The organism is Clostridium sp. FP1, from assembly GCF_011065975.2.
GTDB lineage: Bacteria > Bacillota > Clostridia > Clostridiales > Clostridiaceae > Clostridium_AD > Clostridium_AD tagluense.
In genome coordinates this window covers 2722924-2736345 of sequence record NZ_JAAMNJ020000001.1, presented here as the reverse complement: position 1 = coordinate 2736345, position 13422 = coordinate 2722924, and the positions used below count along the sequence as shown (strand labels likewise).

Sequence of the window (13422 nt, the reverse complement as noted above, 5' to 3'; positions counted from 1 at the left end):
TCACAACAGTGATATCATAAAAGTGATGTCCAAAATCAAGGGTTAATTTTAGTATAATACAAAAAGACTATGAAGTTATTAGCCAATAGCTCTCTTCATAGTCTTTTCATATGATTATTCAAATAAAAATAATATAATGGCAAATCTAATGATATTTAACGTTTCGTTACTGTAAATACCTCACCATCTTTTTTACTGTCATATTAAATCCTCATATCAAAATAATGCTATAGATTTGCATTTAAATAATATTTCAAGATTCAATATAGTTAATGATAAAGGAGTTTATTTTTGAACATTGTATAGTTTTCAAAAATATATATTGCTACAATATAAAAAACAGAAAATTCTTTTGGATAATTAGACTTTTTCATTACATATGTAATATTAAATTTTGATAATAAATAACTAGAGCGCCTTAAATGCCAAGGGGATGTAATTACTATTGCAGATGACCAATTCATTCTTCTCATGATATCAATTGAGTTTAGTAAATTTCCATATGTGTTTATTGATTTATTCTCTCTAACTAAACAACTATCTGGAACTCCTAATGATTTTGCAAGTTTAATCATAATATCTGCTTCTATATATTTATTGTAAACGCTTCCGCCTGAACAAATAATAAAATTGGCATATCCTTTATTAAATAATTCAACAGCTTTAAATACTCTTTCTCTCATTATCGGCGATGGCTTCCCATCTGCTGTTCCAGGATAACCTAAGACAATAATCGTATCGAATTTTTTTAGTTCTAATTTAGTTAAGGGTGCTTTATAAAACAACAAAGGAAATAAATTAATTAATGATAATGGTACAAAAGTAAAGCCTAGTATAATTGATGATTTATTACATTTTATTGATAATGCCGCTAATGAAATATAAAACAGTATAATTATAAATATTATTTTTCTATTCTTCACCAAATAAAAACTCCTTTTTATGATTGTCATTAAAATAAAAATAATCTAGAATATCTCATCATCTTTAATTGTATTTTTGGGTAGGTGTATTGAAAACAATACACCTATCCCTATACAGGAATAAAAGGTTATTATTCTCCAAAGAACAATTGCTGGAAAAATGTTTTCTTTAAAAGACGCCTTAAAAAGCAACGCAAATCCGCCCTCGGCCCCACCTATACCTCCTGGAAGAGGAGTTATTGATACTATCGTCATTACTAAGGTTTGTGCTGCTAGCATATTCCACAGACTAGCTGATTGTAAGTTAAAACTTCGATAGATGCAATATGGTATTATATAAAAAACTGTGAGCTGTATTGTATTAATAATTGCAACCTTTATAATCGCCTTATAATTTTTAGCAATCAAAGCAGCGTTATTATGAAAGTCATTTAGGTTCTTCTCAATTTTATCTTTATATCTCTCCACACCATTTATAAGTTTTATCTTCTTTAAAAATTTAAGAATACCAAGCAATAAACTCCTAGTAATTTTTTCGTTTACAGAAAACATAACTGCTACTAATATAATTGCTAAATTAAATACAAATCCAAAAAGGCACAAATAAGAAAGATAAGATATCATTGATTTAAAATAATTAAACTTTAAAACAATGATAATAAATGAATATACTGTCAAAATTGTCTGATGAATAATAAATTTCATCATTAAAATAGAACTAGCTGAACCTGCATCTATACTATTCTCCACTAAAGCGTAAAAAATTGCAGGTTGAGCACCTGTCTGAAGTGGTGTTATAGCTCCAAAAAGTTGGCCCACCATAGCTGCTTTTATAGATTTTCTGAATTTCCGTTCTGAAAAAAGTATCCGTGTCAGCTCATGTATTATTAATGTTTCAAAAATCCAATAAATAAGCATTAAAACAATTGCAACTAATAACCACATGGTATTTATTATCTTAATTACACTTATTAATTGGTTTAAGCCATTTTTATATAAGAAAAAGTATAGTAACATTGCTGAAGATACTATAAACACTGCTATATTAAATATTTTCTTTTTCATAAAATTCTCCTGACTATTCTATATTAAGTATCAATGTTAGTATGCATCAAACTTCTAATATTATTTTTATATTCATCAAAATCAACAACTAGCTTTTTATCTACATGCAATATATATTATTATCATCCGATAGAATTTTAATAGTACTCCTGAAAATAGTTGTATGGAATTAGTATCCGAGTATGTAGTGTAAGTCTTTAGGGTATACTAAGTTTGAAAATTCATAGAAACATAAGTATAGATATTTGTTCAGTTCAGTATAAGGGATACAGGAGGATAAAACTATGTTTAGAAACATAAAGAGGTTATTAATAGGTGAACCCTTAAAATCAGAAGCAATTCAAGGTGAAAAATTCAATGTAATTAGAGGACTTCCCATATTAGCTAGTGATGCAATTTCCTCCGTAGCTTATGCTGGAGAGGAGATTTTATGGGTGCTTGTTCCTGCTATTGGTCTATTATCGTATAAATATATGTTTTATGCTGCTATTTCTATTATAGTTTTATTATTCATTTTGGTCTTTTCATATAGGCAAACTATAGATAATTATCCAAATGGTGGAGGAGCTTATATAGTAGCTAAAGATAATCTTGGTACAGTTCCTGGGCTTATAGCTGGGTCAGCACTCTCAATTGACTATATTTTAACTGTAGCCGTAAGTGCTAGTGCTGGAACTTCAGCCATCACTTCGGCAGAACCTAAACTTTTAGCGTACAAGGTTATCATAAGTTTATTATTAATTTTAATAATGACAATAGGCAATTTGAGAGGAATTAGTGAATCTTCCAAGCTTTTCAGTTTGCCAACATATTTGTTTATTTTTACAGCAATAGCCATGATAATATATGGCATTATAAAGGTTAAGCTATTTAATTATGTTCCCCAAGCTACATCAATAACTCAGAGTGCTGCTTTTAAAGATATAACAATCTTACTTTTCCTTAGAGCTTTTGCGGCAGGATGTACTGCTTTAACGGGGGTTGAGGCTGTAAGTAATGGAATACCAAGTTTTATAGAGCCTGCTCAGAAAAATGCTAAGACAGTACTATTATTGTTAGCATTAGTTGTAGTTGTAATTTTTGGAGGTATTTCATATCTTGCAACATTATATCATTCAGTACCTAGTCTTGATAAAACAGTAATTTCCCAGATTGCCTCGCAAGTTTTTGGAAATGGCTTTATGTTTTATTTAGTTCAAATCTCAACTGCATTGATTTTGATTATGGCTGCTAACACCTCGTTTTCGGGTTTGCCATTGCTTTTATCTGTTATTGCAAGAGATGGATATGCCCCACGGCAGTTTGTAAAGAGGGGCGATAGACTAAGTTTCTCCAATGGAATAATATTGTTATCCGTTTCAGCAGGAATTTTAACTATAATATTTAGAGGAGAAACACATTATCTATTACCATTGTATGCAGTAGGTGTTTTTATTTCATTTACCCTATCTCAAAGTGGGATGGCAATAAAATGGGTTAGGGAAAAGCACACTGGCTGGGCGCATAAAGCTTTTATAAATGGTTTTGGTGCATTTATTACATTGATTACAGTTTTAATAATAGGATATACCAAATTTGTATCAGGTGCTTGGGTGGTGTTTATACTTATACCAGCAATAATGTATATAATGCTTCAAACTAAGGCTCATTACAATGAAACAGCAATGCAGTTAAGCATGGAAGATAAAGAAATGCCTGAGATAAATTGTGAAAGCGTTAAGCATTTTATAGTACCAGTGGAAGGGGTAAATAAATCCGTTATAAAAACATTAAATTATGCAAAGTGTTTATCAAAGGATATAATAGCATTCCATGTGTCTGTGGATGAAGAGGAAACTGAGAAACTTCAAAAAAAATGGCAGCAATATAATATTGATGTCCCCTTGGTAATTAAAAACTCCCCATATAGAAGCATAGTAGGACCTTTAATTTCATATATAAACTCAGAGGAACATCCATCTACATGTAGTGATATTGTTACTGTATTAATACCTCAATTTATTGTAAGTGCTTGGTGGGGGAACATCCTTCATAATCACACAGCATTATTTATTAAAAATTCTCTTCTTAAAAACAAAAAAATTGCGGTAATTACAGTTCCTTATATTATAAAAGATAAACATTCAAAGTGGAAAACATATCAAAATAAATGTGATGAAGATATATGCAATGAAAATAAAAAATAAAAATTAATAAAGATTAAATGGTCCAGAATTATATTGTAACTCCTCTATAAAATTTTGCGTAATCATATTCTGCTATTATTAAAATATCATAGAATTATGATTAATGATTTAGTATATATTATCGAATACTAACACCATGAAGTTATTAGCCAATAGCTCCCTTCATAGTCTTTTCATATGATTATTCAAATGGAAAGACTATAATGGCAAATCTAATGATATTTAACATTTCGTTACTGTAAATACCTCACCACGTATTACTACCCTACCATTATCTGGACACTTCATTTCGAATTTTTTTTCCTTAGTGTTTCCATAATCTAAACCGCCTCCATTTAAAAGAACATATACGCTTGGATAAATATTATTCCATAATTCATGACATATAGGTGGGCAAATATCTTCTACAATTATGAATAGAGAGATCTAAACGAATTATTTTCATTTAAGGAATATTCTTTTGTACATATGCTTCAAATTATCATCTGATTTAACCTTTTGGCAATTTCATTTATGTGAGTGCTATCTGTACCACAGCAACCTCCAAAAATTTTAAGATTAAAGTCTTTATATATCTTTAACATATCATTTGCCAAATTATAAGCATCTGAAGTTTTCAAATCATAACAACTGTCAAGTTCTTCTGGTGAGAGAGGAGAGGTATTTGCTTGTATTCCCTTAAACCTCTTTTTCACTGTAGCTGTTTGATTATAAGTTTTAGATAACGCGTTAGCAACTACCTTTGGGTGAACACAATTTGTCATATAGCAAATAGGTTTACGATTTGTAATATTATCAATTGTACTTATAGCTTCATGAATTGTTGTACCGTCTATTAATTTGCCATCATTTCTTATCATAAAGCTAATAATATATGGTAGACCTGTGTTTTTCATTGCACTTGCCATGCCTACAGCTTCCGATAAAGCTGGCATAATACCTGCAAATAAAAAGTCAACGTTAGCTTCCTTAAACAATAAAGCTTGCCATGAATGAAATTCAAATGCTTCTTTCTCAGACAAAACATCAGTTGATTTGTAAGCATCTCCCTTGCACCCCATAAGTCCACCAATATAGATATTGGAAGAATAGTCCTGTTTTATTTCACGTAAGAATGAAACATTATCATAAATAATACTCTTATTATATTTAGATTGTGCAACACGTTCTTTATTTGCTCTGCGAGTTGGTGTTGTTAGCATAATTGGCAAATGATAATGTTGAGCTATCTTTATGTATTGATGAAATAATTCTTTAAGTGATTGCTTAGATTTTTCATTGTATATATGACCAGCAAGGGCAATTACGTCGTCAAAAGGAATATCGTATTCTCTTTTTAAACGCTCACCAATGCACCTTCCATTAAAATAAAAGGAGAATTATTGTAGCAACTTTCAAAATCCATTTTTTTACCCCCTTAAATTCATAATAATACCAGCACCTATTATCACTTTCTATTTTTAAGATGTACTCAACCCTTTGATAATCTCTTCAACCAATTTTATAGAATTTAGTGCAGCCATTTCTATGTTGATTGCAAATGTTTCTGAAGCGTTTTCATTTGCAGCATCTGACACTGAGCGAATAATTATGAAAGGAATATTATTTACATAGCAGGTATGAGCAACACTAGCACTTTCCATGTCAACACATAGCGGATTAAACTTTTCTATTAAACTTTCCCTCTCATTATTCGTAATAAATGCTTCACCAGTAATAATTCTTCCAACGTGGCACTTACTTGTAATTGAGAAAGATTTAGAAACATTTTCACATAACTTTAGTAGCTCAACATCTGGTCTGAAATATATATCTTCCATCCACGGATGATATTCTGTTAAAATTTCAGGTGAAACATCATGATATGCAACCTCACTTGAAATAACTATATCACCAATCTCAAGTTGTTTATTTAACGCGCCTGCAACTCCTGTCAATATAATATGCGTAACTTCAAATTTACTAATTAGAAGTTGTGTAGCAATAGCAGCATTAACTTTACATACTCCACAAAATACTGATACCACCTCAACTCCTGCATAAACTCCTGAATAGAACTTTAACATAGAGTATTCACTAAGTTTTTTATTTGATATTTTATTTATAAAAGGCATTATTTCTTTTTCAGTAGGTCCTATTACCCCTATTCTCATTACTTACTCCCCCTATTTCCCATGAATTCACTTTTAATATTTAACAGCTCGACTTAATCTTCCAATGTTGCAGTGAGGCACCATATAGATTCATTATTTAAAGCTATACGATTTATAATCACAAATTGGCTTATATCCAATATTTATATAAATACTATTTGATGTTGGATTTGATAAGTCCGTAAATAATGAACAAAACTTGTAATCTATATTATTTGTTTACTGAACATTTCAGCTGGTGAACCATCATCAATTTCATATATCTTGCAGGATACAAAATCATTATTTAATAATATTTTCTTTGATCCTATATTATTAGGATCTGTTATTGCTGTAACTCGCTGTATACTCTTTGTTTCCTCAGCCTTATTTAATAATTCCTTTACAATTTCGCTTCCGTATCCCTTTCCCCAGTACTCAGGGAGAATCATATATTCAACCTCCGCCTCAGTAAAATCATCGTTTATTACAAGTGCACCTGAACCTATAAAAACATTTGTATTCATTTCAAAAACCTTAAAGCTACCAAACCCTTCATTTTTGTTGTTATCCTCCAATAAACGTTTGTAGCATTTTTTTGCTTCTTCTAATAGAAACACTCTTCCATAATTCATTATCATTATTTTTTCATTTAGAACTAAGTTTAAAAAATATTGAAAGTCATCCTCAGAAAGAAATTTTTTAAAATATATTCTATTTGTCAATTTTCTACACCCTCATATAAATAACTTATTTAATGCTTGTCCAGATTATCTCTTCATCTAATTTGAAGTACCCGCCATACCACTACTTTCAATTATTAGTGTCTAAAGTCCATTCTAATAAATTCCTTACCATTTGGAAGTTTATATTTTTTATATTTAATGCAAGTAAATTCAATAGTAGAAAATAGATAGTTAAGTCTATTTTCATCAATGTTATGATGAATGGATAAAATGGGTTGAAAATGTGAATTAAGGTCTGAATTACTTACAAATGAATTGTCGTTATTTTTCTGTATAACGCAGGATACAACATCTATATTAATTTTATTTCTATCAATAATAGATATAAATTCCTTTTCACCTATGTATTCAATAATCAAATTACATATTAATAGGTTAGTATAAGGTAAAATTACATCAGCGTCAGTTAAGTCGCCACAGAGAATTTCTAAAGTGCTTCCCAGATATTGATATCTTTGTTTGCAAATATCAAGATAGCTTTTGTTTATGTCAACGGCATAAACTTTTTGTGTTTTTAAAACATCAATATTATTAAGACCATTGCCACCAGCACCCCCTAACACTCCAACAAAAGTGCGTTGATTGTCCTGCAATTGTTCTTTAGTAATCTCATTTAGCGTCTGTAGTTGATATACTTCATCAGAAGACATATGATTTTCATAGGTTGCAAAATCAATTAATTGCCATGGATTACTCATTTTTAGAATCCTCCTAATTCATACATTTAAGGACTGTTACACCAATAGTGGACTTTTCTAAGGAATACTAACTAATTCATAGATTTCTCATAAATTGATCTAGACTAATAAATTTATACCTATAATTACATTATAATCAATATTTTAACTAATGACCATATAAATACTACAATCCATCCAAGGTGAGGCCAGTATTTTCCACTTAACTTAATTGTAACTTATAAATATTTCATATTATAAGTTTTATCCTTTAAGTTTAAATATTATTTATTATTTGGGAAAGACATTCATTAGATTCTGCTTTCGCAATTCTAATTGCAAGCTCTTTCCAAATTGGATTAACTGTAAATACGCTTTTAAGCAAAGAAATTGACTCATCTTTTAAACCACACTTTAATAAGCTCATAGCGTAATAAAATTGGTACTGTATTCTGCTATCTTGATTAGGTATTTTATTTACAGCGAAATTAAACTGCTCCATTGATGAAGATATTTTTATACTATCTAAGATTCCTTCATGAAGCATAATTTGAGAACTATTAATGCAGTTATTAGCTTTTTTTAAGTTAATGAGCCGCCTGAGTTCTTTTAAGGGTTTAGGATTATCATATACTTTAAAATCATAAATATAACCTAACCACGGTTTGTCAATTGGCTCAGATGTGACTATAGTGATTGCTGCAGATTGTGCTCCACGAATATCCCCACCTTCAGATTCGGCAGCCTCCATTGCATTCATAATACAATCAATTAATTCACCATCATAGCTTTCAAATGCATTTCCCATTGCATCCCAAACTGTGTTTTTTAACATCATGTTAGCTTGACATGAATAATATTTACCTGTTCGATGACCGGCTTCTTTAACGCAATTATTTCCTGTATGTGCAGAAACGTTACCTTTAGCATCTATAATTCCAACTTGTCTATATTCTGAATCTATATCTCCTTCTATTAAATCTTTCAGTATTTGTTTGGGCAATTTCCCCTCTTTCATCATTTTAATGCCATCAAACCCATAAATAGGATTTGTATATGATTGACTTGCGACTACACCAACACCAGGTTCTGCATAAATAACACGGTTACATGCAGCAAAATTATGAGTTTGCATTGCAATCCCCAATTGATTTTTGATGGGATCAAATGCAACAATAGAATATGTATTTGTAAACTCAGTATAATTGATTTTATCCATCTATTTCCTCCCGAAAGTTTAGTATTTGCATCAACTTATTAGTCAATTCTATACTAGTATATTATGTTCCTTATAATCGCCATAGAATTGGCCACTTTATAAAAAATATCCGAAGTAACTACCTTTTTAATTTCCACCAAATACATTCATCATCTTCCTTATAAACTACCATGCCAATTTTCTGTAGCACCTTATGTGATGGTATATTGGTTTTTACTGTATCTGCAATGATACATTTAACATCAGGATTCAAAAATATCCATTGTATAATACCCTTTAACCCCTCCACCATATATCCTTTACGCTTATAGTCATCCTGCATGGCATAGCCAACTAAAACTTCCCCATCTTCGTTAGGGTAGTTCTTTATCATTATAGCCCCAACACTTCGATTTTCCAGATTTAAAACTATAATCCAAGTTGTATACCACATATAATTGGCAGGATTATTTTCTACGCCCTCTAACCTTATTTTATAAACAGTTTTTTCCCTGATACCTATGTTTTTGTTAGTAATAGCTAATCTTAAATTTTTCTCCATTTTATTATAATCATTTATGCAAAGTTCAAGATTATATTTATCTAAGGGTAAGATACTTAACCTTTCTGTGTTAAGTCTTAACATGGTTACATCAACCTCCGCTTTAAATGTCAAGTTATAATCTACCAATATAAATTATCATTTATGATTTTCTTAATTTCATCATTAAACATTCAGTTATTCCTTCTCTATATAAACTTGGTATAATAGCAATTTCTATGTATCCAATGCTTTCATACAGTATTTTGGCGTCTGGATTAAAATCTGCAACTACTAGAAATAGTTTTGTATAATCTCTAAAACAGATCTCCTCAAAGAATTCTAATAGTTTTTTTCCTATGCCAAGTTTGCGATTTTCTTTTTTGACTGCAATAATGTGAAGATATGGAAATGAATGAAATGCACCCTCTAAAATAAACCATATGAACCCCTTACAATTGTGATTAATATCTAGGGCAACATATATCTCTTCCTTATTAAATCCATCCTCTAATGCCTTTCTAGCACTTGCTTTTTCCGAAAAATATTTGATTCCTAGTTCAGAATTTAATAATGCATCTTCACAATCATTTATATAATCCATGCTCCCTTTTAATATTGTTATTTCCATACAACACCTCTACTCTAATTTTCTTTTTTTTCAAACCAAACTAACGTATCACCAGCTGATTTCCTGATTATATTACCATTAATCATCTCATTTCTAACCAGTTGTAGTCCATTGTCAAAATCCTCATTAGAAATTAGGTGTAGCATTGAATACCCCTTTTTTTCTATTAATTCAAAATAGTGATTACCTAATTTAATTTCTTCCCCTTCTCCGATTGTTTTTTCTCTTATAAACTTTAAATCATTTTTGCTAGCTGAGGAAACTATTTGGTCAATATCCGGATACCTTAGTTTGTCTACTATAGCAGTTGCAGGAAAGAACTCGGACATATATCGTAGGTCTATTTGCCTATGTGATTGTGTAACAATGCACACTTTACCACTACTTTTTAATATTCTAGAAATATCAGCAAACATTTTATCAATATCAGGTATATGATGTATAACATCAGTCATGTAAATTAATGAAAAGTAGTTTTCATCAGATGGTATTGAACAAGCATCTCCTAATAAAAAAGTTATATTACTATTTTTTTCTTTAGCTTTTTTTAACATACCCTCTGAGGCATCCATACCATAAACTTTAGCATTCGTTATTTTTTCTATGATATTAGTATAGTTTCCAGTTCCGCAACCAATATCTAATATTGTTGTTTCTTTAGAAAATTCACTTTCTGATAATAATTCCAGAACAACTTCCAACTCCTCTTCCCTCACTTGGTCATATATTTTACTTATACTATTGTAATTTACTGTAGTCATAATATTTTCTACCTTCCTCTCCTTTTTATATTAAAATATCATTGTGCTTAATCTTTATATTTGCATTACTAACTCCTTCAAGTAAAATAAATAATATTTGCTTCGTAGTCGTAGTGCTGCTATCTTTTCGATCCAAGCTAAATGGAGAAATTTTTATTGTGTGATGCTTATACCAGTTGGACTGGATAGTCGTTATTTTGCTAAATACATTTTATAAATCTTTCTTAAAAACTTCTGTATTTATTCCAAGTTCATCTTTTGTTTCAAATAAATATTCCCAGCCTAGTTTTCTATAATAATCTGATGTATGCTCTGTTCTCAAATATAAATCTTTAAATCCTAATTTTTTTGTAATTAATTCTAATTGATTCATTAGTTCTTTAGCTATTCCCCTACCTCTAAATATTGCATTTACATAAAGTGCACCTAGCCAGGGAGTCAATTGCATTGTCTTCAAATCATTCTCAAATAATGTTATAGTTCCAAGACAATTATTATCTTCAACAGCTATTAAGGTAATAGGAATAGAATCTTTTCTACGATTATGTAACGCCCTGATTATGTAATCTAAGTCTATATCATTTCTGATATTTTGGACAAATTCTTTATATAACCAACCAGCCACCTCATTAATATATTCCTTATTATCAATTAAATGTACAATTTTCATAGTTCATTCACTCCTTATATGTCATATAGAGTACCTTGTTGCAGAGGTTCCTGAGACTTGGAGATAGTTAAACAGTAACCTATATATAGATTATAAACCATAAATTTACACATTGCTATATAAAAAGAGCCCACCAGTAAAGGCGGACGATAAGATTTTGTTATATGGAGTTTTAGACGTAGCATTTAAATCATCTCCTGCGGAGTTCTTGTTGCTATTTTTTCATCCCTTGTTCTTGTTACCTTTATATCACCTAGTAGCAGCCATCTTTCTTCAAAGCATTTCTCTACAAAATCTTTTTTACTAAGGTATTCCCTTAAGGTATCTCTTAAATAGTCTTTATTATATTTTTCATTTTTACATCTTCCAAGACTTTCATAGCCTGTACCTCTTTGAAGATAATCAGATGTTGCTACACTGTATAATTTATTTTCATTGAATTCACCATTTTCTAAAATTATGTCAATTATATTTTTGCCATCATGCTTAATTTTAGCTCCTGATATGTGAAGTCTGCCTAAATACTTTCCTCTAAAGCCAGCCCCTCTACCATCTTGAAGACAGACTTCTCCACTAAGGGATGCTTCTAGTGCTTGTTTAATATCTTTTCCCATAATCTCTACATAAGTTGGATTGAGTGGAGATGGACATATTTCTAAAAACTTTTTATTTGAAACAAATCCTTTCTTTATTCCACCACTCAGTATCCCACTATTTATTATACTTAGGTCACAGGGGATAACATCTCTTAAAGCATCTGCCAAAAGGTTTGTTATAGGGCTTTCCTCAATTACATCATGCCATAGATTTCTTTCAACCTCATATAAAGGTTCACTTAAAACTTCTATGGCAATTTCTTTTTGCTTAGAAATCTCTTTAAGCATTTTATCCTGCAGGGGTACCTCTTTGATATTTAAATTCTCTGAAGAAAAGTTCCTTATACTTCCATTCTCAATTTCAATGTTAAGAACCCCAAGATATTCTCCCAGCATTCCTGATTGATGAATTATTTTACCATTAATAACTTCCACTTCATCCATAAGAGTATGGCTATGTCCGCCTATTATAATATCAATACCTTCTATTTTCTTTGCAATTTCCTTATCTGCATTTATTCCTAAATGGCTTAAGAATACACATATATCATATTTTCCTTTATTATTAAAAATTTCTTTATTTATTTCCTCTATTGGATCAGATGCATACATATTCTCAAGGGAAAAGAATTCATTGTAAGAAGGTCCTGCAGGTGTTGCACCTATTATAAGAAAATTAACCCCTGACTTATCAATAATAATACTTCTTTTTACTCCTTTTATAAGGCTCTTGTCTGCCTTATATAAATTACAAGAAAGATAAGGTATTAACTGTGTATTAGTCATATTCTCTATATTTTTTATACCCGAAAAGCCTTCGTTATTTCCAATGGTAACAGCATCATAGCCCGCTACATTTAAAAAGCTACTCCCTGCCGCTCCTTTAGTTCCCTGTATCTCAATGCTCATGAAATCATGAAAATCTCCAGCATCAAGTACTATAGTATTTTCATCCCAAAGTTCCTCTATTTTTTTTGATATCCTTGCAAAGTTTTCAAATCTGCTATGTACGTCATTAGTGTGAAGTATCTTTAAATTCATGATAATTCCCCCCGTTTTTAGTAAAGTTTTAAATCAGCTCTAAAGCTATTTTTATTGTAATTATGTACCATTTTAACATGTTAACTGTAAACAATCAAAAACAGTTTTACTAATAAACATTCTTTATTGATATTATTGGCATTATTGTGAAATTAGTTTAAATTAGTTTAGATTAGTTTAAATGAGTTTAAATGAGTTGTAATAGTGGTCTTTCCCCCACCTGAAACTGCTGCAATAGCAATAGCAATAACTAAA

General features: G+C 30.3%; 14 protein-coding genes. 1 reads left to right on the top strand and 13 read right to left on the bottom strand.

All coding sequences use genetic code 11. The features are described 5' to 3' along the window. Positions 1–269 precede the first annotated feature (269 nt). Together G9F70_RS13175 and G9F70_RS13170 are read right to left on the bottom strand one after the other, a co-directional pair. Positions 270–923, bottom strand: a complete 654-nt coding sequence (locus G9F70_RS13175) for a YdcF family protein (RefSeq protein ID WP_224617855.1) — start codon at positions 921–923, stop codon at positions 270–272. Positions 924–968: 45 nt separating this feature from the next. Further along, a complete protein-coding gene (locus G9F70_RS13170) occupies positions 969–1988 on the bottom strand; it encodes a YbhN family protein (RefSeq protein WP_164946130.1) in 1020 nt (339 codons plus the stop codon). Between the two features lie 284 nt (positions 1989–2272). On the opposite strand from G9F70_RS13170, the gene G9F70_RS13165 reads away from it, so the two are divergent. Further along, positions 2273–4174 carry an APC family permease gene (locus G9F70_RS13165; RefSeq protein WP_164946129.1) on the top strand — a complete coding sequence of 634 codons (1902 nt, stop codon included), beginning with the start codon at positions 2273–2275 and terminating at the stop codon, positions 4172–4174. Between the two features lie 222 nt (positions 4175–4396). On the opposite strand, the gene G9F70_RS13160 is transcribed toward G9F70_RS13165, so the two are convergent. From G9F70_RS13160 to G9F70_RS13110, 11 genes are all read right to left on the bottom strand, one after another. Further along, positions 4397–4561 (bottom strand): TIGR04076 family protein, encoded by a 165-nt coding sequence (locus G9F70_RS13160; RefSeq protein WP_224617854.1) that lies wholly within the window; start codon positions 4559–4561, stop codon positions 4397–4399. Positions 4562–4647: 86 nt separating this feature from the next. Further along, a complete protein-coding gene (locus G9F70_RS13155; protein ID WP_411956003.1) occupies positions 4648–5385 on the bottom strand; it encodes a homocysteine S-methyltransferase family protein in 738 nt (245 codons plus the stop codon). A 249-nt stretch (positions 5386–5634) separates the two neighbouring features. After that, a complete protein-coding gene (locus G9F70_RS13150) occupies positions 5635–6327 on the bottom strand; it encodes a 5'-methylthioadenosine/adenosylhomocysteine nucleosidase (protein ID WP_164946128.1) in 693 nt (230 codons plus the stop codon). 206 nt (positions 6328–6533) lie between these two features. Next, positions 6534–7031 carry a GNAT family N-acetyltransferase gene (locus G9F70_RS13145; protein WP_164946127.1) on the bottom strand — a complete coding sequence of 166 codons (498 nt, stop codon included), beginning with the start codon at positions 7029–7031 and terminating at the stop codon, positions 6534–6536. 95 nt (positions 7032–7126) lie between these two features. After that, complete coding sequence (locus tag G9F70_RS13140; RefSeq protein ID WP_164946126.1) at positions 7127–7750, bottom strand: class I SAM-dependent methyltransferase; 624 nt, start codon at positions 7748–7750, stop codon at positions 7127–7129. A gap of 256 nt (positions 7751–8006) precedes the next feature. Beyond that, positions 8007–8948, bottom strand: coding sequence for a DUF1028 domain-containing protein (locus G9F70_RS13135; protein WP_164946125.1), 942 nt, complete (start codon positions 8946–8948; stop codon positions 8007–8009). A gap of 118 nt (positions 8949–9066) precedes the next feature. Next, positions 9067–9573: a GNAT family N-acetyltransferase gene (locus tag G9F70_RS13130; RefSeq protein ID WP_164946124.1), complete on the bottom strand. Its 507-nt coding sequence runs from the start codon at positions 9571–9573 to the stop codon at positions 9067–9069. A 58-nt stretch (positions 9574–9631) separates the two neighbouring features. After that, positions 9632–10099: a GNAT family N-acetyltransferase gene (locus G9F70_RS13125; protein WP_164946123.1), complete on the bottom strand. Its 468-nt coding sequence runs from the start codon at positions 10097–10099 to the stop codon at positions 9632–9634. Positions 10100–10113: 14 nt separating this feature from the next. Continuing rightward, positions 10114–10860, bottom strand: a complete 747-nt coding sequence (locus tag G9F70_RS13120) for a class I SAM-dependent methyltransferase (RefSeq protein ID WP_164946122.1) — start codon at positions 10858–10860, stop codon at positions 10114–10116. Between the two features lie 211 nt (positions 10861–11071). Continuing rightward, on the bottom strand, positions 11072–11530 hold the full coding sequence (locus G9F70_RS13115) for a GNAT family N-acetyltransferase (RefSeq protein WP_164946121.1): 459 nt from the start codon (positions 11528–11530) through the stop codon (positions 11072–11074). A gap of 185 nt (positions 11531–11715) precedes the next feature. Then, a complete protein-coding gene (locus tag G9F70_RS13110) occupies positions 11716–13167 on the bottom strand; it encodes a bifunctional metallophosphatase/5'-nucleotidase (RefSeq protein WP_164946120.1) in 1452 nt (483 codons plus the stop codon). Between the last annotated feature and the right edge of the window lie 255 nt (positions 13168–13422).

Coding starts and splice junctions, on each gene's coding strand:
- G9F70_RS13115 (WP_164946121.1), bottom strand. CDS start 11,530: ATGAAAATTGTACATTTAATTGATAATAAGGAATATATTAATGAGGTG.
- G9F70_RS13130 (WP_164946124.1), bottom strand. CDS start 9,573: ATGTTAAGACTTAACACAGAAAGGTTAAGTATCTTACCCTTAGATAAA.
- G9F70_RS13120 (WP_164946122.1), bottom strand. CDS start 10,860: ATGACTACAGTAAATTACAATAGTATAAGTAAAATATATGACCAAGTG.
- G9F70_RS13110 (WP_164946120.1), bottom strand. CDS start 13,167: ATGAATTTAAAGATACTTCACACTAATGACGTACATAGCAGATTTGAA.
- G9F70_RS13165 (WP_164946129.1), top strand. CDS start 2,273: ATGTTTAGAAACATAAAGAGGTTATTAATAGGTGAACCCTTAAAATCA.
- G9F70_RS13140 (WP_164946126.1), bottom strand. CDS start 7,750: ATGAGTAATCCATGGCAATTAATTGATTTTGCAACCTATGAAAATCAT.
- G9F70_RS13135 (WP_164946125.1), bottom strand. CDS start 8,948: ATGGATAAAATCAATTATACTGAGTTTACAAATACATATTCTATTGTT.
- G9F70_RS13170 (WP_164946130.1), bottom strand. CDS start 1,988: ATGAAAAAGAAAATATTTAATATAGCAGTGTTTATAGTATCTTCAGCA.
- G9F70_RS13150 (WP_164946128.1), bottom strand. CDS start 6,327: ATGAGAATAGGGGTAATAGGACCTACTGAAAAAGAAATAATGCCTTTT.
- G9F70_RS13125 (WP_164946123.1), bottom strand. CDS start 10,099: ATGGAAATAACAATATTAAAAGGGAGCATGGATTATATAAATGATTGT.